19 protein-coding genes are annotated in these 19,286 nt (G+C 63.3%); 10 read left to right on the forward strand and 9 right to left on the reverse strand.

Annotated features, from left to right (window positions below):
- Nucleotides 1–3 precede the first annotated feature (3 nt).
- Genes AC2FNB_RS11280 through AC2FNB_RS11315 form a run of 8 tightly spaced genes read left to right on the forward strand, consistent with a single transcriptional unit; the run spans nucleotide 4 to nucleotide 7,195 of the window.
- Nucleotides 4–1,218, forward strand: coding sequence for a glycosyltransferase family protein (locus AC2FNB_RS11280; protein ID WP_480747936.1), 1,215 nt, complete (start codon nucleotides 4–6; stop codon nucleotides 1,216–1,218).
- Entirely contained in the window at nucleotides 1,215–2,465 is a 1,251-nt protein-coding gene (locus tag AC2FNB_RS11285; RefSeq protein WP_496746365.1) for a glycosyltransferase family 4 protein, read from the forward strand. The genes AC2FNB_RS11280 and AC2FNB_RS11285 overlap by 4 nt, the downstream gene beginning before the upstream one ends.
- Nucleotides 2,462–3,538 (forward strand): glycosyltransferase family 4 protein, encoded by a 1,077-nt coding sequence (locus tag AC2FNB_RS11290; protein WP_496746367.1) that lies wholly within the window; start codon nucleotides 2,462–2,464, stop codon nucleotides 3,536–3,538. Before AC2FNB_RS11285 ends, AC2FNB_RS11290 begins: the two co-directional genes overlap by 4 nt.
- Entirely contained in the window at nucleotides 3,535–4,119 is a 585-nt protein-coding gene (locus AC2FNB_RS11295) for a histidine phosphatase family protein (RefSeq protein ID WP_480747939.1), read from the forward strand. The genes AC2FNB_RS11290 and AC2FNB_RS11295 overlap by 4 nt, the downstream gene beginning before the upstream one ends.
- Nucleotides 4,116–5,258 carry a glycosyltransferase family protein gene (locus tag AC2FNB_RS11300; RefSeq protein ID WP_496746369.1) on the forward strand — a complete coding sequence of 381 codons (1,143 nt, stop codon included), beginning with the start codon at nucleotides 4,116–4,118 and terminating at the stop codon, nucleotides 5,256–5,258. The genes AC2FNB_RS11295 and AC2FNB_RS11300 overlap by 4 nt, the downstream gene beginning before the upstream one ends.
- Entirely contained in the window at nucleotides 5,255–6,007 is a 753-nt protein-coding gene (locus AC2FNB_RS11305) for a polysaccharide deacetylase family protein (protein WP_496746370.1), read from the forward strand. The genes AC2FNB_RS11300 and AC2FNB_RS11305 overlap by 4 nt, the downstream gene beginning before the upstream one ends.
- An 18-nt stretch (nucleotides 6,008–6,025) precedes the next feature.
- Nucleotides 6,026–6,502 (forward strand): class I SAM-dependent methyltransferase, encoded by a 477-nt coding sequence (locus AC2FNB_RS11310; RefSeq protein ID WP_496746372.1) that lies wholly within the window; start codon nucleotides 6,026–6,028, stop codon nucleotides 6,500–6,502.
- Nucleotides 6,503–6,514: 12 nt separating this feature from the next.
- Nucleotides 6,515–7,195, forward strand: a complete 681-nt coding sequence (locus AC2FNB_RS11315) for a DUF1045 domain-containing protein (RefSeq protein WP_496746373.1) — start codon at nucleotides 6,515–6,517, stop codon at nucleotides 7,193–7,195.
- A gap of 26 nt (nucleotides 7,196–7,221) precedes the next feature.
- Here the strand turns inward: AC2FNB_RS11315 and AC2FNB_RS11320 are convergent, their stop codons facing one another.
- Together AC2FNB_RS11320 and fosX are read right to left on the reverse strand one after the other, a co-directional pair.
- On the reverse strand, nucleotides 7,222–8,067 hold the full coding sequence (locus tag AC2FNB_RS11320; RefSeq protein WP_496746374.1) for an EamA family transporter: 846 nt from the start codon (nucleotides 8,065–8,067) through the stop codon (nucleotides 7,222–7,224).
- A complete protein-coding gene (gene fosX / locus AC2FNB_RS11325) occupies nucleotides 8,064–8,483 on the reverse strand; it encodes a FosX/FosE/FosI family fosfomycin resistance hydrolase (RefSeq protein WP_480747945.1) in 420 nt (139 codons plus the stop codon). The genes AC2FNB_RS11320 and fosX overlap by 4 nt, the downstream gene beginning before the upstream one ends.
- 183 nt (nucleotides 8,484–8,666) lie before the next feature.
- Here fosX and rpe point away from each other — a divergent pair, with 183 nt between their 5' ends.
- A complete protein-coding gene (rpe, locus tag AC2FNB_RS11330) occupies nucleotides 8,667–9,356 on the forward strand; it encodes a ribulose-phosphate 3-epimerase (RefSeq protein WP_496746376.1) in 690 nt (229 codons plus the stop codon).
- 456 nt (nucleotides 9,357–9,812) lie between these two features.
- Here rpe and AC2FNB_RS11335 read toward each other — a convergent pair whose 3' ends face one another.
- From AC2FNB_RS11335 to AC2FNB_RS11365, 7 genes are all read right to left on the reverse strand, one after another.
- Nucleotides 9,813–10,910 (reverse strand): leucine-rich repeat domain-containing protein, encoded by a 1,098-nt coding sequence (locus AC2FNB_RS11335; RefSeq protein WP_496746378.1) that lies wholly within the window; start codon nucleotides 10,908–10,910, stop codon nucleotides 9,813–9,815.
- Nucleotides 10,911–11,055: 145 nt separating this feature from the next.
- Nucleotides 11,056–12,546: a class I adenylate-forming enzyme family protein gene (locus tag AC2FNB_RS11340; protein ID WP_496746380.1), complete on the reverse strand. Its 1,491-nt coding sequence runs from the start codon at nucleotides 12,544–12,546 to the stop codon at nucleotides 11,056–11,058.
- Between the two features lie 33 nt (nucleotides 12,547–12,579).
- Nucleotides 12,580–13,005 carry a PaaI family thioesterase gene (locus AC2FNB_RS11345; protein WP_480747949.1) on the reverse strand — a complete coding sequence of 142 codons (426 nt, stop codon included), beginning with the start codon at nucleotides 13,003–13,005 and terminating at the stop codon, nucleotides 12,580–12,582.
- The gene (locus AC2FNB_RS11350; protein ID WP_496746382.1) at nucleotides 12,986–14,113 is read right to left on the reverse strand and encodes an acyl-CoA dehydrogenase family protein; all 1,128 of its coding nucleotides are present in this window, start codon (nucleotides 14,111–14,113) and stop codon (nucleotides 12,986–12,988) included. The genes AC2FNB_RS11345 and AC2FNB_RS11350 overlap by 20 nt, the downstream gene beginning before the upstream one ends.
- 5 nt (nucleotides 14,114–14,118) lie before the next feature.
- On the reverse strand, nucleotides 14,119–15,309 hold the full coding sequence (locus tag AC2FNB_RS11355; RefSeq protein WP_480747951.1) for an acyl-CoA dehydrogenase family protein: 1,191 nt from the start codon (nucleotides 15,307–15,309) through the stop codon (nucleotides 14,119–14,121).
- 76 nt (nucleotides 15,310–15,385) lie between these two features.
- Complete coding sequence (locus AC2FNB_RS11360) at nucleotides 15,386–16,561, reverse strand: acetyl-CoA C-acyltransferase (protein WP_496746384.1); 1,176 nt, start codon at nucleotides 16,559–16,561, stop codon at nucleotides 15,386–15,388.
- Nucleotides 16,561–18,657, reverse strand: a complete 2,097-nt coding sequence (locus AC2FNB_RS11365; protein ID WP_496746386.1) for a 3-hydroxyacyl-CoA dehydrogenase NAD-binding domain-containing protein — start codon at nucleotides 18,655–18,657, stop codon at nucleotides 16,561–16,563. Before AC2FNB_RS11365 ends, AC2FNB_RS11360 begins: the two co-directional genes overlap by 1 nt.
- Nucleotides 18,658–18,919: 262 nt before the next feature.
- Between AC2FNB_RS11365 and AC2FNB_RS11370 the strand changes: the two genes are divergently transcribed.
- Nucleotides 18,920–19,286: glutamine amidotransferase-related protein (locus tag AC2FNB_RS11370; RefSeq protein WP_496746388.1), on the forward strand; the 367-nt coding region annotated here is incomplete at its 3' end.

Genomic DNA, 19,286 nt, shown 5'->3' on the forward strand with positions numbered 1-19,286 from the left:
GGTATGAACAAGAAAAGTAACGCATACCCAGCCTGCCGCGCCCCACGCATCATGTTCTACAGCCACGATACGTTCGGGCTTGGGCATCTGCGGCGCTCACGCGCGCTTGCATCCGCCATCACCGCATCCGACAGTCAGGCTTCGGCCTTGATCCTGACCGGCTCACCGGTGGCCGGGCGATTTACCTTCCCTCGCCGCGTCGACCACGTGCGCCTGCCCGGCGTTACCAAGCTTGCCGACGGGTCCTATGCGTCGCAAACCATCGGCATGGGCATCGACGACGTGACCGAGCTGCGCTCCAGCCTGATCCGGACCGCCGTCAAACAGTATCAGCCCGACGTTCTGGTCGTCGACAAGGAACCCACCGGGTTTCGCGGTGAACTGCTGCCCACACTCGGCATGCTACAACAGCAGGGAACCGCAAAAATGGTTCTCGGCCTGCGCGATGTCCTGGACGAACCCGCCGTTCTGGCCGCCGAATGGGCGCGCAAGGAAGCCGTCGAGGCCACCGAGACATACTATGACGAGATCTGGGTCTACGGGCTCCGGTCGATTTATGACCCTACTGCAGGCCTGCCGCTGAGCGCGCGCGCGCAATCGCGCATGCACTGGACAGGCTATCTGCGCCGCGATCTCGGTCCGATCGGCCCGCCCCCGCCGCAACCCTACATCCTGATCACGCCCGGCGGCGGCGGCGATGGCCGGGCGATGGTCGATCTCGTCCTGTCCGCCTATGAAAAGGACACCACGCTCGAACCCCGCGCGATACTCGTCTATGGCCCGTTCCTGTCGGGCGAATTGCGGGCCGAGTTCGAAGCGCGGGTTGCCCGGCTGAACGGGCGCGTGACCGCCGTCGGCTTCGAATCCCAGATCGAAACGCTGTTTGCCGGTGCAGCCGGCGTTGTCTGCATGGGGGGCTACAACACCTTTTGCGAGGTTCTGTCCTTTGACAAGCGCGCCGTTATCGTGCCGCGCACCGTGCCCCGTCTTGAACAATGGATTCGCGCCTCGCGGGCCGAAGAACTGGGGCTCGTTCAGATGCTGGACGAAAGCCGCGACGGCCTGTCCGCCGCGTCGATGGTCAACGCCATCCGGAATCTGCCATCCCTGCCGTTACCCTCCGAGGCCATCGGTGACGGGCTGCTTGACGGGCTCGACTATGTCACGCACCGCGTGAATGTGATGCTGGGCCGAGTCAGGGAACGAGCCACGGGATGACCGGCCCACAGCCCAAATTGGCGGTGCTGGTCAAAGGCTGGCCCCGCCTTTCGGAAACGTTCATCGCTCAGGAACTGGTCGCGCTGGAACAGGCCGGACACCAGTTTGCCATCTGGTCGCTTCGCCACCCCACTGACATCAAACGTCACCCACTGCACGAAGCCCTCAAGGCCCCGGTCCACTACCTGCCCGAATACCTCTACGAAGAGCCTGAGCGCGTGTGGAAAGCCCGCGCGATCGCCCAACGATTGCCCGGCTATGCGACGGCATATGAAATCTGGCGCAAGGATCTGGTTCGTGATCCGACTCATAACCGCATACGCCGCTTCGGGCAGGCCTGTGTTCTGGCCGCCGAACTATCCCCGGGAACCGGGGCGCTTTATGCGCATTTTCTGCACACGCCCTCTTCGGTTGCACGATATGCCGCGATCATGCGCGATATCCCGTGGAGCTTTTCCGCGCATGCCAAGGATATCTGGACCTCGCCGGATTGGGAAAAGCGCGAAAAACTCCATGCCGACAGCTTTGGGGCCACCTTCGGCGCCACCTGCACGGGAATCGGCGCCCGACACCTGCGCGGTCTGGCCGACGATCCGGGGCGGGTCGATCTGATCTATCACGGGCTTGACCTGTCGCGGTTCCCCGCCCCCCCGACGCGCCAAGAGCGCGCACCCGATGCCCCGTTCACGATGCTGTCGGTCGGCCGCCTGGTCGAGAAAAAGGGGTTTGACCGCCTGATTACCGCCCTTTCCCTGTTGCCCGATACGCTCGACTGGCGCTGGGTCCATATCGGCGGCGGCGGATCAAGTGAGAAATTCAAGCGCCGCGCCAGAGAACTGGACTTGACCGGCCGCATCGACTGGCGCGGGGCCTGCAACCAGCCCGAAGTCATCGAAGCGATGCGGCAGGCCGATCTGTTCGTGCTGCCCAGCCGGATCGCTGCGGATGGCGACCGCGACGGCCTGCCCAACGTGCTGATGGAGGCGGCATCGCAACTGCTGCCCATTCTGGCCACACCCGTGTCCGCCATTCCGGAATTCATCGTTTCCGGCACACACGGCACCCTGTCCGACGACGCCCCCGAAGCGCTGGCCGCGGCGATGGTGTCACTTGCCTCAGAGCCGCAAAAGGCGGCCCATATGGCACAGGCCGCCCGCGCCCGGCTGGTGGCCGAGTTCGGGATGGCCCCCGGTATCGCGCGCCTGTCCCGGCGTCTGCACACCCTCTGCGGGACCGTACCGGCATGACCCATGTCGCGTTCTATGCCCCCTTGAAATCTCCCAACAGCCCGGTGCCCTCCGGAGACCGGGCAATGGCCCGCAATCTGATGGCGGCCATCGGCGCAAACGGTGCCCGGGTCGAGCTGGTGTCCGAGCTGAAAATTCATGACAAGCACGGCAACGCAATGGTCCAGCACGAGCTGCGTCAGGCCGCCAAACTCGAATCCCTTCGCCTCGCGCAAACCCTGCCCCCCGAGGTCTCCCTCTGGGTGACCTATCACAACTACTACAAGTCCCCCGATCTCATCGGACCCGAAGTATGTCGCGCGCGCAACATCCCCTATGTGCAGCTGGAAAGCACACGGGCCAATAAACGACTGACCGGACCATGGTCGGAATTCGCCAAGGCCGCGCATGACGCCTGCGACGCGGCGCGGATCATATTCTATCACACCGAAAACGACCATTTTGCACTGAACCGGGACCGGATCGCCGGGCAAGATCTGGTGTCGCTGCCGCCTTTTCTGCCCTACGCCGCCGCCCCCCCGAGATCGGATTGTGTGGGGCCGATGTTGGCCACCGGAATGATGCGCCATGGTGACAAGCTGCACTCCTACGAACTCATTGCGCAAACACTTTCCCTGCTGCAAGGCGACTGGCAGCTGCACATCGCAGGCGACGGTCCGACCCGGCCCGAGGTCGAAGCGCTGATGGCGCCATTCGAGGGGCGGGTGCGGTTTCTGGGCCAGCTGGACAGGGCCGCCATGCAAGCCGCCTACTCAAATGCTTCACTATTTTTCTGGCCCGGCGTGAACGAAGCCTATGGCATGGTCTACCTCGAAGCGCAGGCTGCGGCTCTGCCCGTGGTGGCGCAGGATCGCCCCGGTGTACGGGACGTGCTGCTGCCCGGTGAATACCCGACGATCGAAGGCGGCCCGAAAGCACTGGTGCGCGCGCTTGAAACCCTTCTTCGCAATGCCGACCTGCGGCGCGAGACAGGCGCCAAGTCCCGCGCCCATGTCCAAGCCCACCACCTGATGCCCGCCGCCACGGAAACCTTCTGGTCCGCCGTCCGGCCCTTGTTGGGGGCGCAGGGATGACGCGCCTAGCCCTCCTCCGCCACGGCCATACCGAATGGAACCGCGCGGGTCGCATTCAAGGCCGCAGCGACATCCCGCTCGACGCTCAGGCGCGGCAGGAACTGGCCGGGTACCGCCTGCCCGAAGAGTGGGCAGAGGCGGATCTGTGGTCCAGCCCTCTGTCGCGCGCCCGCGAAACCGCAAGCATCGTTTCAGGAAAGGAACCGCGCCTCGCCCCCGAACTGATCGAAATGAACTGGGGCGCGTTCGAAGGCAAACGCGGCGCCGACCTGATAGCCGACCCACAAAGCGGCTATCGCCATATCGAGGAGTGGAGCTGGGATTTCCGCCCGCCCTCCGGCGAAAGCCCCGCCGAGGTCGGCGATCGTCTGCAACCCTGGCTGGCGCGCCTCACCGGCGACACCGTTGCGGTCTGTCATATTGGCATCATGCGTGTGATTCTGGCGCGTGCGTGGGGCTGGAACTTTCGCGGTCCCGCCCCCTTCAAGATCAAGCGCAACCGTCTTTTTATCGTTCATCTGGGCGATATGCGGCCCGAGCCGGAACCGGTCCGCCTGCTGCAAGCCGGAGGCGCAGCATGAAAGTGATGATCGCCGTTACCCATCTTCTGGGTACCGGGCACCTGAGCCGTGCGCTTACCCTCGGTCATGCTTTTCGCAAGGCAAACCATAAGGTCTTTGTCGTCTCCGGCGGGATGCCCGCGCCGCAACTCGACAGTGCCGGGCTGGACCTGTTCAATCTGCCGCCACTGCGGTCGGACGGGACGGACTTCACCCGCCTTCTGACCGAAGTCGGAACGCGCGCCGACGAAAGCTATTTGAAGGCCCGCATTCAGGCGCTGATGGCCGCCGTCAGCCGCTTTGCCCCCGACATCCTGATCACCGAACTTTATCCCTTTGGCCGCAGGTCGCTGGCGCCGGAGTTCGAGGCGTTATTGCAAACCGCGAATGAACTCTCGCCGCGTCCCGCCATCCTCGCCTCGATCCGGGACATCCTGGCGCCACCGTCCAAACCCTCAAAGGCAGAACGCGCCGATGCGGTGATTCAACGTTACTACGACGGTGTACTGGTCCACTCCGATCTCCGATCCACCCGGCTGGAGGCCAGTTGGCCCGTGTCCAAAGCTTTGTCCCAACGCCTGCACTACACAGGCTACGTCGCTCCGGCCCCGGCGAAGCAGCACCCGCAAACGGCGGGCGCAGGCGAAATCATTGTCAGCGCGGGCGGCGGCCCGGTCGGGCAGCCGATCTTTCAGGCCGCCATCGAGGCCGCCCGAAAGATGACCAACAGGCGCTGGCGCCTGTTGGTTGGTGGGCGCGATACAGGCCAGAGGATTGCCGATCTTGAAGCATTGGCAGGCGAAATACCAATCCTGATCGAACCTGCCCGACCCGATTTCCGCCAGATGCTGTGCCACGCCGCGGCATCGGTCAGCATGTGCGGCTACAACACCACACTCGATGTCCTGCAATGCGGCGTGCCCGCGGTTTTCATCCCCTTCGACGACGGCAAGGAAGTCGAACAGGGGCTGCGCGCGCAAAGCCTGTCACATCTGCCCGCAGTCGAGGTGATCAAAAGCACCGCCCTGTCCGGCGACCTGCTGGCCAGCTCGGTCGAAAAGGTGATCGCCTCCGGCCCCCGCCCCGATCTCGGCTTGTCCTTCGATGGCGCTGCGCGCACTGTCGCCATCGCCGAAGATCTGGCAAAGGTGACACGATGACCCCGGATTGGACACCTCTGGATAGCGAATTTGCCCGCTGGCACGGCGACGGCCTGACCCTGCCGCTGTGGTGGCGCGATGACGACGCCACCGCGCCCAACCCGCAACTGGACCGGCTTGCAGATCTGTCGGCTCAATATGGCCTGCCGGTACATCTGGCCGTCATCCCCCATACGGCGCAAGACACTTTGGCATCCGCCCTTGCCGAGCAACCGGCGCTGATCCCGGTCGTGCACGGCTGGGCGCACAAAAACCACGCCCCGCAGACCGAAAAGAAGGCCGAGTTCCGCCTGCACCGCCCAACCTCGGACATCGTTGCGGATGCAGAACGCGGGCTGACCCGATTGCGCACGCTCTTCGGCCCGGCCCTGATGCCGATGTTCGTGCCGCCCTGGAACCGCATCGCGCCCCAGGTCGTCAAACAGCTTCCCGCACTGGGATACTGCTTTCTGTCCACGTCCACCCCGCGCACGGCCACACATCCCGCGCCGGGACTGGAGCAGGTCAACACCCATCTCGACCCGATCGACTGGCACGGGACACGCAGCCTGGCCGATCCCGACACGCTGATCGCCCATCTTGTGAGTCTGCTTCAGGCCCGGCGAAGGGGGGCTGTGGACAATACCGAACCCTTCGGCCTGTTGACCCACCACCTCGTGCATGATCAAGACATCTGGGCCTTTACCCAGGGCCTGATCGAACGCCTGATGCAGGGACCGGTCCGGATCTGGACCGCGCCACGCGACTGAAACGCCAAGGAGACCTTGATGAGCCGACTGGATTCCATGCTGCGCCGCCTGACCGCCCAGCGCGACGGGCTGAACTGGGCCGCAGGGCAGATCCGCGATCTTGAGGGCGACGTTCTGGACATGGGGCTGGGGAACGGGCGCACCTATGATCACCTGCGCGAAATTCTGCCCGACCGCCGGATCTGGGTGATGGACCGGGTGCTGCAGTGCCACCCCTCCTGCGTGCCGCCGGAACAGGATTTCCTGCAGGGCGAGGCCGAACCGATGCTGCAGCGCCTCGTCACCGAAGGTCGGCGGATCGCGTTGGCCCATTACGATTTCGGCATGGGCATCAAACAGGACGACGTGGCCGAGGCCGCCCGCCTCAGCCCACTGATCGCGCAAGTGATGGTCCCCGGCGGCCTGCTGATCTCGGGGCAACCTCTGGTCGGGTTCGACCAGATCACAGGCCCCGCGACCATCGCACCGGGCAGGTATATGTTCTATCGCACCTGACAAGGACGCGGCATGACATTCAGTCGCTACGCAATCTACTACCTGCCACCCTCGGGCGAGGAATGGTCCAGCGCCGCCACCGCCTGGCTCGGCCGGGACATCACGAGCGGAGCGCATGTCGCACATCCGTACCTGGACGGCATCGATATCGCCGACATCACAGAAACTCCGCGTAAATACGGGCTTCACGCGACGCTGAAACCCCCGTTTCGACTGGCGTCACCCCACAGCACATCCGAGTTGAAGGAGGCTTGCGCCCATTTCGCGGCAACCCGACCCACGGTCAGTGCACAAGGGTTGGAACTTGTGCGGATGGGCCGCTTTCTGGCCCTGTGCCCGGTTGGGGACACCGCTGATCTGAACGCTCTCGCCGCTGCCTGCGTGCGCGACCTCGACCGCTTTCGCGCGCCCCTTGACGGAGCCGAACGCCAAAGGCGCGGCGAAGGCCTAAAACCCGCGCTGCAAGCAAACCTCGAAACCTGGGGCTATCCGTATGTAATGGGCGCATTCCGGTTTCATATCACACTCACGGGGAAACTGCCCAAGGCGCTGCTCTCTCCGGTTCAGGCCGAATTGCAAAGCCGGATCGGGTCGGTGCTGCCCAGCCCATTCCGCCTCCGGGACATCGCTCTGGTCGGCGAGACCGAGGACGGGTTGTTTCGCCTGATCAAACGCTTTCCCCTCTCAGGCTGAGTGCAGACGTTTCCCGCCTGACGCCATCATATCCGGCTGATGCGCAACAGGATCGCGCCCGACAATGTCAGCGCCGTCGACAGCACTTTCTTCAGGTCCAGCTTTTCGTTCAGGAACGTCACCCCCAGAACCAGCGCAAAGATGATCGATGTCTCACGCAGCGCCGTTACCAATGCAATCGGCGCCTGCGTGAAGGCCCAGACCACCAGAACGTAGGCCGTGAACGAAGCCGCCCCGCCAAAGGCGGCCAGGCGCCAGATTTTGCGCGCACGCCTCAGAAGACCGGGCCGCGCCACGCGGGCGACCACCGCAAACCCGACCGCATTCGCCACTGTCAGGGTACCGAAAAAGCCCAGCGCAGTGCCCGCAATCCGCGCGCCCTGCCCGTCGACAATGGAATACGAGGCGATGAACAACCCGGTGACCAGCGCCAGCCCTGCAGCCCGCATGTTGAAATTTCCGTCCTGCCGCCGCACCAGCGCGATCGAGGCGATACCGATCGAAATCATCGCCATCGCGGCAAGCTCGGCCTGGCTGAAAACCGCTCCGAAAAACAACGCCGTTCCCAGCGCCACCAGCAGCGGCGACGCCCCGCGGGCAATCGGATAGACCTGTGTCAGATCACCGATCTTGTAGGCCTGGATCAGAAACAACTGATACCCCAGATGCAATGCCACCCCGGCCAGCAGATAAGGCCAGCAGCTCCAGTCGATGGGCGCGGCAAAGGGCAGCAGCAACAGGCCGAACGCCCCCTGCCCCATGACCACCGCCGCCATGCTGGCGGTCTTGTCCGCTCCCCCCTTGACCAGCGCGTTCCATGTCGCATGCAGCAGCGCCGCCAGCAGGACCACCGCAAAAACAAATCCGGTCATGCTCCGGCCTCCCTCCCCTTGGCATACCGTTGCAGCCGCTCCTGCAACGTGCCGGTGTGCAATTCGAACAGATGATTGTCCGGCCCGTGGAAATACAGCGACCGCCCCTCGCCCTCGACACGGGGGCGCGGCGGGCGCAGGTCCAGCCCCAGCGCCTCGATCCGCCTGCGGCGTTCCTCGAACTGGTCCTCGGCAATGGCAAAGGCCACGTGGTTATAGCTGCGCTCGGGCAACGGATCGCCCTTCATGATCGCGACCCAGACGTCCCCGATCAGAAAAAACCGCTCTTCTGCCAGTGAAAACTGCGCCACGCCGCTGTCATAGACGCAGCGCGCCTCGAACACCGTTTCCAGAATTTCCTGCATCCGGTCGAGGTCGGACACGATGAATGTCACATGCGACAGCCCGCTGCTCATTCAATGTAATCCATCTGACTCACACCTCCTGCCGGCCTCGCGAAACCACGGCGATGATCCATCCTTACTCTTGCCGCAGGCCCCACGCAATCGCGTCGCGGTCGGTGATTTCGGACAAGGTCTATCCCTCGCGCCTGATCGCTTGTATATGCGCTGCGACTCTTACCACTCACGAGGTCTCCGATGAGCTTTGACCGCAAGATCAAGATCGCCCCGTCGATCCTCTCCGCCGATTTCGCCAATTTCGGACAGGAAATTCAGGCTATCGAGGCGCAGGGGGCCGATTGGGTCCACGTCGACGTGATGGACGGCCATTTCGTTCCGAACCTGACTTTCGGCCCACCCGCGGTCAAGGCGTTCCGCCCGCATGTGAAAACAGTGATGGATGTGCACCTGATGATCTCACCGGTCGATCCTTACATCCAGGCCTATGCCGATGCCGGGGCAGACGTGCTGACCGCCCATGTCGAGGCCGGGCCGCACACCCACCGCACCCTCCAGGCCATCCGTGGCGCAGGCATGAAAGCGGGCGTGGCGCTGAACCCGGGCACCCCGGCAGACGCGGTCGAACACCTGCTGGATCTCACCGATCTGATCTGCGTAATGACCGTAAATCCCGGCTTCGGCGGGCAGAAATTCATCGACATGACGACCAAGATCCGCCGCCTGCGAGAAATGATCGGCGACCGCCCGGTTCATATCGAGATAGACGGCGGCGTCGACCCGAAGACCGCACCGCTGGTGGCACAGGCCGGGGCCGACGTTCTGGTCGCCGGATCGGCGGTGTTCAAGGGCGGCTCGGTTTCGGCCCCTGAGGTCTACGGCACCAACATCCGCGCCATCCGCGCGGCCGCCGAGGGCGTCGGGGCCTAATTCGAAGGATCACGGGAACCCGGAGCGCTCCCGCACGTCGCAGTCCCTCTTGCGAGAAATGTCATCCCGTGAGGCCGGGCGCCGAGCCGAGGCGGGGACGTCTGGCAATTCTACCCCAAGCGTCAAGCAGTCCTGACCGGAATTCGCCCAAGCGGACGAAGGAGAGGCGTGCAGGTACCGCGTGTTCGAACGCAGAAAGTCGCTACCTGTCTTCACGTCTTCAGTGCCGACAGTTCGCCAGCCCACAGGAGTCCCCGAACCGGTCATTGGCGGACACGAGCCGCCGCCGTTTCCGTTACCGTCATTCACTGCGCCGGAACTGGACTGGAAAGATGCGGACAAGCCTGTCGTTCGCTGGATTCGCGCCAATGGTTGCGTCGACGAACTCAACCCAATGAATGCCATAAAAGAACTGGTTCCTGCACGCGACCAATCTCGACAGCGATGTCTCGTTTCTCACTTTTTGAGCTTAACTCCTGCCGGAACTGCTGAGAAATCGGTTACATCTGTGCCCCGCAAACTAAGATGACGAAGAGGCAATTGGCTCAGCGGGGCAATATCGGTCACTTGCGTACGGCTAAGCTCCAAGCCAGACAAGCTCTTCAAACCTGCAAGAGCGCTGATATCTGACACTGGTGTGCGGTCCAGCCAAAGAACACCGAGTTTGCTCATGTTTCGCAAAGCACCGAGATCAGACACTTGCGTATCTCGAAGTTGAAGTACGGTCAAACCCGTCAGACTTGAAAGTGGGCTGATATCGGACAGCTCTTTATTGTAGCTTAAAATCAAAAGTTTGAGGTCTTCCAGCCCTGAAAGCGGGCGCAAATCTTCGATATCGTTGGTAGACAGATCGAGATGCGTCAGTGAACGAAGTGGCGCAACGAATTCGATATCATGCAGCACTGTGCGACCGAGCGTGCCGGAGATTTCGAGCCACTTCAGTTGGTCAAGCTCAGCAAGTGAAGAGAATTCCGTGTTTTCCGCGAGTTCGAAAGTCGCGCGCTCAAGCCGGGTGAGATCGCTCAGATTTTGTTGTCCGGTGATCGCATCTGCCTTGACATACAATACCCGCAATGCGGGCATGTTGGACAACGCGCCTAGGTCGATTGTGCGGCGTGGGGCATAGATTCTGAGTTCTGCCAGTTCCGGCAGCTCGGTTGTCAATTGGTCCAAAGCAACCGCCGCATCGGCTGCCAGGTCAAGGCGAAGTAAACCTTTCATGTCCTGAAGCGGCGTTAGATCGACCGGACCAACGCGAAAAAGCTCAAGACTATGTACGCTTCCTGCGCTCGAAAGCGGCGCAAGATCGTAGGGTTTTTCAGGGTTGTCGTCTGAGACAATCCTGAGGTTGGCGACACCATCCGACAGCGCCGAATTCAATTCAGATGGTCCGATTTTTCGTTTTGGCCCCGACAAGGGACGGCACGTTTCCTCAACGAGGGCGCCGACGCCAAAGTGATCCACGCAAAGCTCGTCGACTTCAGTTTCTTGAGCAAAAACAGGCGTGGTCGAAACGATCATCCCGACAATATATCCAATGAATTTTCGCTTCATGTTGCGTTTCCATCCCACGGCCGAAGTTCACGTTGTGGATGGTTTGCCAACTGATCTTGTTGCCATTGTAGCATCCGTTCAGATGAGTTGCAGAGCGGCGTAGGGTCAAGCTCAAGTCGGCTTGGCAGCATCCGTCACTTTGGCCTCAGCTCAGTCGATCCGCGAAGACGTCCAGCAGTTTGTATTTGAGGATCTTTCCGGTCGGGGCCGCCGGCAGGGCCTCCGTGATGACGATCTGAGACGGACACTTGTATCCCGCCAGTCGGCCTGCCGCGAAAGTCAGCAATTCTTCCGATGTCGGGGCATCCCCTGGCGCGACCTGTACAAAGGCCACCACCATTTCGTCGCCCTCCACGACGCGGCCCACCACGGCGGACTGGATAACCCTGGGGTGATCGTTCAGCGCCGCCTCGACCTCGGGTGGATAGACGTTGAACCCGCCATGAATGATCAGCTCCTTGCACCGTCCCACTATGTGCAGGTGCCCCCGGTCGTCGAGAACCCCCAGATCGCCCGTCCGCAGCCACCCATCCTCCAGCACAGCCTCTGTTGCCTCGGGATTGCGAAAATATCCCTTCATCACATTTGGTCCGCGCGTCAGAACTTCGCCCACACCGTCTCTGGCGCCTGCAACGGCTTCGTCCAGCCGCACCTCGATCCCGGCCAGCGGCGGGCCGACCGAGATATCCGGGTCGCCGATTTCGTTACGCGAGGCACACACCGCCGCCGTGCTTTCGGTCAACCCATAGCCGTTCTGGATCGCAACCCCGTAAAACGCCTCGGCCTTGCGCTTCCACGCCGGGTCCAGAGGAGCCGCACCGGACGAGACATATTGCAGCGTGTTGCGGGGCAGATGGTCGAAACCCTGTTCCTTTGCATATTGCATCAGCAACGCATGCATCTGCGGTACGGCGGAAAACTGTGTGATCCCCGAATTGAGCACCTCATAGGTCCGGGCCGCCGTGAACCGCGCCTCCAGCCGCACCAACGCCCCGGCCAGAGTCGCCGCAGTGACCACCGAGGCCAGACCAAATACATGCGTCAAAGGCAGCACACCATAAACAATGTCCCTTTCGGTCATGCCCCGAAACCGGGCCGCCGTCCGACCGGCAAACATCAGGTTGTCATGGGTCAGCATCACGCCTTTTGGCACGCCGGTGGTACCGGTCGTGAACAGCATGGTCGCCACGCCCTCAAGCTCCGCATCGGGCTGGCCTGGGAACTGGTTTGTCACGTGCAGGGTCCCGAACGCCCCTGTCACCGCCTGCGCCCCCAATCGGTTGGCGTGGCTCATCGCGTCCGGGGACGCCGCCGAAGTCATGAGCGTGACGGCCGGGCGCGCATGCTCCACCACCCGCAGCACTTCCGAATCGGTCTGCCGCGCATTGATCGGGACCGCACAGGCCCCGACCCGTGAACAGGCAAACAACGCCGCCACCGCCGCGCAACAGTTTTCGGCCAGGATCATCACCCGGTCGTTGGGCCTGACCTTGCGATCCTTCAGCAACTCCGCCGCATCGGCGATGGCGTCATCCAGCTGCCGATAGGTCCAGAACGCGCTGCCACTATCTTCGAACGCGGGGGCGTCCGGGCGCTGCTTCGCCTGCGCGTCGGGAAAATCGTGCCATTTTTCCATCGCTGTCTGCCCCCTTCGGCAATGCGCTCACCGTCACTTGGCCAGCGCGTGACGCTTGAACACCCCCTGCGCGGTTGCGATCAGTTGCCCATCCTCGCAACGCAACTCGCCATTGACATAGGCCAGCTTGCGCCCACCCCCCGCAGGCCGCCCAACCGCCGTCACCCGCCCATGGTTCACGGCTGCGACATAGCTGGTGTTCAACGAAATGGTCAGCACCATCGGATGCTCCGCCCGGTCGAACCAGGCCGAGGCCGTGTTGCCGCAGGCCACGTCCAGCAGCATGGCGATGATCCCGCCATGCAGGACGTTCTGACTGTTCAGGTGGTCAGGCCGGATATCCAGATGGCACCGCGCATGACCTTCCGCATCGCTCAGATCAATCTCGAACCCGATTGCGTTCTGGCATCCCGAACGCCTGACGTTCGGGCGCCCTCCGTCATGCCGCGCTGAGTGCAATGAATCGCTCCAGATGATAATCCTCGTCGCCAAACCGGTGATCGGCCATGACAATACGCTTGGCGATATGGGCCAGCTCGTATTCCTGCGTCATCGCGATGCCCCCGTGCATCTGGATGGTCTCTTCGGCCACCAGCCGCCCGACACGGGAAATCAGATTGCGCGCGGCGGCAACCTGGCGGTCGCGATCTTCGGCCTCCAGATGCCCCGCCGCATTGATGACGGCCGAGCGCGCCTGCTCCAGCTCGATCAGCATGTCGGCAAAGCGATGCTGCAACGCCTGAAACGTCCCGATGGGTCGGCCGAACTGGTGCCGCGTCAACAGATATTGCCGCGTCAGATCTACAGCCGTTTCCATCGCGCCCAGCGTTTCAGCAGCCAGTGCCACATTGGCCGAGGCCACGGCCCGCACCAGCGGCGCCCACCCCTGCCCCGCGGCGCCCAGACGCGCTGTCCGCGGCAGACGCACATCGTCCAGCGTCACATCGGCGGCGCGACCACCCGCGAACATCGGGTAGCCGGTCAGGCTCAAACCCTTGGTCCCGGCGGGCACCAGGAACAACGATATCCCGTCCAGATCGAAGAACCCACCGCTTTCGCGTGCGGAAACGATCATATACCCGGCAGCCTCGGCATTGATCGCGACGGCCTTGCGGCCACTGAGAACCACATCGTCACCATCCTCCCGGGCCAAGGTCTCGACCCGGCTCAGATCATAGCGGCTGGACGGTTCGCCATGTGCCAAAGCCAGATGCAGCCCGCCCGCGATGACATCCCTCAACAGCGCCTTCTGTTCGTCGCTGCCCAGCGCCGCGATCAGCCCGCCACCCAGCAGGGCGGTATCCAGCACCGGCTCGACCACCCCGGCGCGGCCCAGCTCTTCGAACACGGTAGCGATATCAAATCCAGCACCGCCAAAGCCGCCCTCTGCCTCGGAAAACAGCGCGCCGATCACGCCCAGTTCCGCCAGTCCGGCCCAGACCTCCGCGCTCATACCTGCGTCGCTGTCAATGATCCGGTTGCGGGTGGCAGTGGTGTACTTGTCCGACAGATACCGCCGCATCGTCTCCTGCAGCATCCGCCGTTCTTGTGTCAGGTCGAAATCCATGACGCTCAGCCCCCCATCTTGACCTTGGCGATGATCCCGCGCTGTATCTCGTTCGAGCCGCCAAAGATCGACAGCTTGCGGTTGTTGAAATACTGCGCCGCCACCGGCCCGGCATAATCCGGCCCCACGGGATCGTTGGCACCCGCCACCGCCTCCGACGGGAAGGGCATCGCATATGGCCCCACCGCGCGGCGGGTCAGGTCATTGATCTCCTGACGGATGACCGTCCCTTTCACCTTAAGCATCGAGCTTTCGACCCCCGGTGCCTGCCCTGCAGCCGCCCGGCTGATGATCCGCATATTGGTCGTCGCCATCGCCATCAGGTCGATCTCGACCCGCGCCAGCCGGGCGGCAAAATGCGGATTTTCGATCAGCGGACGCCCGCCCGCACATTCCTGACGCGCGATGCGCTTGACCGCATCCAGCCCCGCCTGACTGAAACCCACGCCCGCGATATTGGTGCGCTCATGCGTCAGCAGGTACTTGGCATAGGTCCAGCCCTTGTTCTCTTCCCCCACAAGGTTTCCCACCGGCACCCGGACATCATCGAAAAACACTTCGTTCACTTCCGGAGACCCATCCAGCAGCACGATGGGCCGCACCTCGATCCCCGGCGTCGCCATGTCGATCAGCAGGAACGAGATCCCCTCCTGTTGCTTGGCCTCGGGATCGGTGCGCACAAGGCAGAAGATCCAGTTGGCATATTGCCCAAGCGTCGTCCAGGTTTTCTGCCCGTTGACCACGTAATGATCGCCGTCGCGCACCGCGCGGGTCTTGAGCGAGGCCAGATCCGACCCCGCCCCCGGCTCGGAATACCCCTGACACCACCAATGCTCACCATTCAGGATACGCGGCAGGAAATAGTCCTGCTGCGCCTTCGATCCGAATTTCTGCAGCACCGGCCCCAGCATCGACAGACCAAAGGGCACGATGCGCGGCGCATAGGCTGCTGCGCATTCTTCCTCGAAAACATGGCGTTGCACCGCGTTCCATTCCGCTCCGCCAAATTCCACGGGCCAGTTGAAGTTCAGCCACCCCTTCTCGTTCAGCGTCGCATGCCACCAGTCATGACCTTCCTTGCCCAGGCTCTTTCCCGCACGCACCTTGGCCGAAATTTCTGGCGGCAACTTTTCGGCCAGAAAGGCGCGCACCTCGGCGCGAAAGGCCTGTTCCTCATCGGTATAGTTCAGATCCATCCCCGCTCTCCTCCTGCGACGCCCGTTCCGGCGATGCCGCCCGGCCCTCGGCGGGCCGCGCCGTTGCCGCTCCGCTTCAGAATATCTCGAACAACCCGGCCGCTCCCATGCCGCCGCCGATACACATGGTCACGACACCCAACTTGGCGCCGCGCCGCTTGCCTTCCAGCAGGATATGCCCGGTCATCCGCGCCCCGGTCATGCCAAAGGGGTGACCAATGGCGATCGAGCCCCCATTGACGTTGTATTTCTCGGGATCGATGCCCAGCCGGTCGCGGCTGTAAAGACACTGGCTGGCAAAGGCCTCGTTCAGCTCCCACAGGTCGATATCGTCGATCTTCAACCCGTGCCGTTCCAGCAGGCGCGGCACCGCAAAAACCGGGCCAATGCCCATCTCGTCGGGCTCACACCCCGCCACGGCAAACCCCTTGAAGGCGCCCAGGGGCTCCAGCCCGCGCCTCTCGGCTTCCCTGGCTTCCATCAGAACAACCGCCGCCGCCCCGTCGCTGAGCTGCGAGGCGTTGCCGGCGGTGATAAAGTTGCCCGGCCCCCGCACCGGTTCCAGGCTGGCCAACCCCTCCAGCGTCGTGTTGGGGCGGTTGCACTCGTCACGATCGACCGTGACCTCGCGCATGGACACCTCGCCGCTGTCCTTGTCCTTGACCGCCATCGTCGTGGTCATCGGCACGATCTCGTCGGCGAACTTGCCCGCGGCTTGCGCGGCGGCAATACGCTGCTGGCTTTGCAGGGAGTATTCGTCCTGATACTCGCGGCTGACGCCATAGCGATCCGCCACGATATCCGCGGTCTCGATCATCGCCATATAGATCGCGGGTTTGTGCTCGGCAATCCAGGCCTCGGGCACCGGGCGAATCTTGGGCTGCACCATCGAGATGCTTTCGACGCCGCCCGCCACCATCGGCCCCGAGCCGCCTTCGGTGATCGCCTGCGCCGCCAGCGCCACGGTCTGCAGCCCCGACGAACAGAACCGGTTCACTGTCATCCCCGAGGCCGTCACCGGCAGTCCTGCCCGGATCGCGATCTGCCGCGCGATGTTGTTGCCGGTCTCGCCTTCGGGAAAGCCGCAGCCGATGATGCAATCCTCGATTTCCGAACCCTCCAGCCCGGCGCGCCCGACAGCCGCCTCAACTGCATGACCACCCATCGTGGCGCCGTGGGTGATGTTGAACGACCCTCGAAAGGACTTGGCCAGCCCGGTCCGGGCGGTCGATACGATTACGGCTTGTTTCATCACTGAGCTTCCTTGTTCAGATCATCGAATGTGCGGCCCTCGGCCACCAGTTGTTCCAAAAGCGGCGCGGGTTGCCAGAAAAAGGCATCCTCTTGGGCATAGCGCCGGATATCGGCCAAAAGCCCGGGCAGCCCCTGCAGGTCGGCCCATTTCAACGGACCGCCGCGATAACGCGGGAAGCCATAACCATAGAGCAGCGTCACATCCACATCGAGCGGGCGGCGCGCAATGCCCTCGCCCACGACCTTGGCCGCCTCGTTGACCATCGCCGCCATGTAACGGCGGACAATCTCAGCGTCGCTGAACTCACGCGGGGTGATCCCCTGCGCGGCACGTTCCGCCTCGATCAGCGGCGGCACATCCGGGTTGGGCACGCCGCCCCGTATGCCGGCCTCGTAAACATAATATCCCTTGCCGGTCTTCTGCCCGAAATGCCCCGCCTCGCACAGCTTGTCGGCGTAGGAACTGTCACGCGCACGCGGGTCCATCCCCTCGGCCCGCTTGCGCTTGCGCACGGCCCAGCCGATGTCCAGCCCGGCCAGATCGGCCACCGCGAAGGGTCCCATGGCAAAGCCGAAATCGGTCAGCGCCTTGTCGATCTGATAGGGGCTGGCCCCGTCCAGGATCATATGATCGGCGCAGGCGCGATAGGTGCTCAGGATACGGTTGCCTATGAACCCGTCGCAAACACCCGCGCGCACCGACACCTTGCCCAGCCGCTTGCCCAGCGCAAATCCTGTTGCCGCCACGTCCCGAGCGGTCTTGTCGGCGACCACCACCTCCAACAGCTTCATGACATGGGCGGGAGAAAAGAAATGCAACCCGATCACATCGCCGGGCCGCTTCGTCATCGCTGCGATCTCGTTGATATCCAGATACGAGGTGTTCGAGGCCAGAACCGCCCCCTGCCTGCACACCGCATCAAGCCGGGTGAAGACCTGTTTCTTGACCTCCATCTCCTCGAAAACCGCCTCGATCACCAGATCGACATTGCTCAAAGCGTCGTAATCCGTCGCCAGCGTCAAAGCGTCCTGCAACAGGTGATCGAACTTCTCCTGGCTCAGCTTGCCCCGCTTCAGCGCGCCCGAAAGATTGGCCTCGATACGGCCCTTGGCGGCATGGGCGGCCTCTGCCGACATCTCCAGCATCACCACCGGCAGGCCCGACAGCAGCGCCGCTGTGGCGATCCCCGCCCCCATGGTGCCGCCGCCGATCACGCCGATCTCGTGCAACATGCGCGGCTCGACCCCCTTGAGCTCCGGCAGCTTGCCCACCGCGCGCTCGGCAAAAAAGGCGTGGATCAGCCCCTCGCGCTGGTCCGAGTTCATCAGCTCGCTGAACAACTCACGTTCCCGCTTCATGCCCGCCTCGAAACTGTCCGCCTCACAGGCCGCCTGAACCGCCCGCACCGCAGTGGCCGGGGACAGCTGCCCGCGCCCCTTCTTCAGGACCTGCTGGTAAACCGCATCGAAATCGACCGGCGATGGTGCCGGCATGTCACACACCGCGCGGCGCGGCGCGCCGGCATCCAGCAATGCCTGTGCATAGGCCAGCCCGACCTCACGCGGGTCTCCGTCCTCGACCTTGTCGATCACCCCCAGTTGCAGCGCCTCGGTCGCGGGGACATGCCGGCCCGTCGTGATCATGTCCAGGGCCGCTTCGACCCCCGCCACACGCGGCAGGCGCTGGGTGCCGCCCGCGCCGGGCAATATGCCCAGATGCACTTCGGGCAAGCCCACCTTGGCCGAGGGAACGGCAATCCGGTAATGGGTCGACAGCGCCACCTCCAGCCCGCCGCCCAGCGCCGTACCGTGGATCGCGGACACCACCAACAAGGGCGATGACTCGATCCGCGCGCACAGCTCGGGCAACCACGGGTCCTGCGGCGGCTTGCCGAACTCGCGAATATCCGCCCCCGCAAAATAGGTGCGCCCCTTGCCATAAATCAGAACCGCCCTGGCCCCGTCTGACTCGGCACGTTCAATCCCGGCCAGAAGACCCCGGCGCACATCCACGCCCAGCGCGTTCACCGGCGGGTTGTCGGCCCCCAGAACCGCGATTTCCCCAACACGTTCGTATTCGACGGCCTCGGACATCCGGCCACTCCTCCTGTTGCCTGCCAACGATCCGGCGCAAGGACGGCAAAACCGTTGTGCGGGATAGGCAGGGGATCTCCATTTCGAAAAAGAGTGCGTCTTTGGCGATCCCGGATCAAGCCGCATTCCGGAAACCGACGCAGCGTCGAACCGGCCACGGTGCAACCGGCTGCACCTGGTGCCAAGACCCGGATTTTTCGCTGGCCCCCTTGCGATGCAGCCTGCATAGAAGGGGCAACAGACAGGTTCGGGACCAACAGGCATGCATCTGGCAATCTTGATGACCAACACGGATGAAAGCGATTTCGCGCAGGCGCATCCGAAAGACGGCGAGACGTTCGCACGTCTGGTCCATCTCGCCCGCCCGGACTGGACGGTCGAGGTCTTTTCGGTCAAGGACGGCATCTTTCCCGACGACATCACCCGGTTCGACGGGGCATTGATCACCGGCAGTCCCGCCTCGGTGCGCGATAGCGAGGATTGGGTCGGCAGGCTGCTCACACTGATCCGTGACATGCATGACCGACGCCAGCCCCTCTTTGGCGCCTGTTTCGGGCATCAGGCCATCGCGGTGGCTCTGGGCGGCAAGGTAGGGTTCAATCCCGCCGGCTGGGTCTATGGCGTGACCC

The sequence above is a fragment of the Ruegeria sp. BHSB058 genome, from assembly GCF_059613285.1.

Bases quoted from the DNA above. Each gene is read 5' to 3' on its own strand.
- AC2FNB_RS11310 (WP_496746372.1), top strand. From the start codon at position 6,026: ATGAGCCGACTGGATTCCATGCTGCGCCGCCTGACCGCCCAGCGCGAC.
- AC2FNB_RS11305 (WP_496746370.1), top strand. From the start codon at position 5,255: ATGACCCCGGATTGGACACCTCTGGATAGCGAATTTGCCCGCTGGCAC.
- AC2FNB_RS11280 (WP_480747936.1), top strand. From the start codon at position 4: ATGAACAAGAAAAGTAACGCATACCCAGCCTGCCGCGCCCCACGCATC.
- AC2FNB_RS11285 (WP_496746365.1), top strand. From the start codon at position 1,215: ATGACCGGCCCACAGCCCAAATTGGCGGTGCTGGTCAAAGGCTGGCCC.
- fosX (WP_480747945.1), bottom strand. From the start codon at position 8,483: ATGAGCAGCGGGCTGTCGCATGTGACATTCATCGTGTCCGACCTCGAC.
- AC2FNB_RS11350 (WP_496746382.1), bottom strand. From the start codon at position 14,113: ATGGATTTCGACCTGACACAAGAACGGCGGATGCTGCAGGAGACGATG.
- AC2FNB_RS11315 (WP_496746373.1), top strand. From the start codon at position 6,515: ATGACATTCAGTCGCTACGCAATCTACTACCTGCCACCCTCGGGCGAG.
- AC2FNB_RS11300 (WP_496746369.1), top strand. From the start codon at position 4,116: ATGAAAGTGATGATCGCCGTTACCCATCTTCTGGGTACCGGGCACCTG.
- AC2FNB_RS11360 (WP_496746384.1), bottom strand. From the start codon at position 16,561: ATGAAACAAGCCGTAATCGTATCGACCGCCCGGACCGGGCTGGCCAAG.
- AC2FNB_RS11335 (WP_496746378.1), bottom strand. From the start codon at position 10,910: ATGAAGCGAAAATTCATTGGATATATTGTCGGGATGATCGTTTCGACC.
- AC2FNB_RS11320 (WP_496746374.1), bottom strand. From the start codon at position 8,067: ATGACCGGATTTGTTTTTGCGGTGGTCCTGCTGGCGGCGCTGCTGCAT.
- AC2FNB_RS11340 (WP_496746380.1), bottom strand. From the start codon at position 12,546: ATGGAAAAATGGCACGATTTTCCCGACGCGCAGGCGAAGCAGCGCCCG.
- rpe (WP_496746376.1), top strand. From the start codon at position 8,667: ATGAGCTTTGACCGCAAGATCAAGATCGCCCCGTCGATCCTCTCCGCC.
- AC2FNB_RS11365 (WP_496746386.1), bottom strand. From the start codon at position 18,657: ATGTCCGAGGCCGTCGAATACGAACGTGTTGGGGAAATCGCGGTTCTG.
- AC2FNB_RS11355 (WP_480747951.1), bottom strand. From the start codon at position 15,309: ATGGATCTGAACTATACCGATGAGGAACAGGCCTTTCGCGCCGAGGTG.
- AC2FNB_RS11295 (WP_480747939.1), top strand. From the start codon at position 3,535: ATGACGCGCCTAGCCCTCCTCCGCCACGGCCATACCGAATGGAACCGC.
- AC2FNB_RS11290 (WP_496746367.1), top strand. From the start codon at position 2,462: ATGACCCATGTCGCGTTCTATGCCCCCTTGAAATCTCCCAACAGCCCG.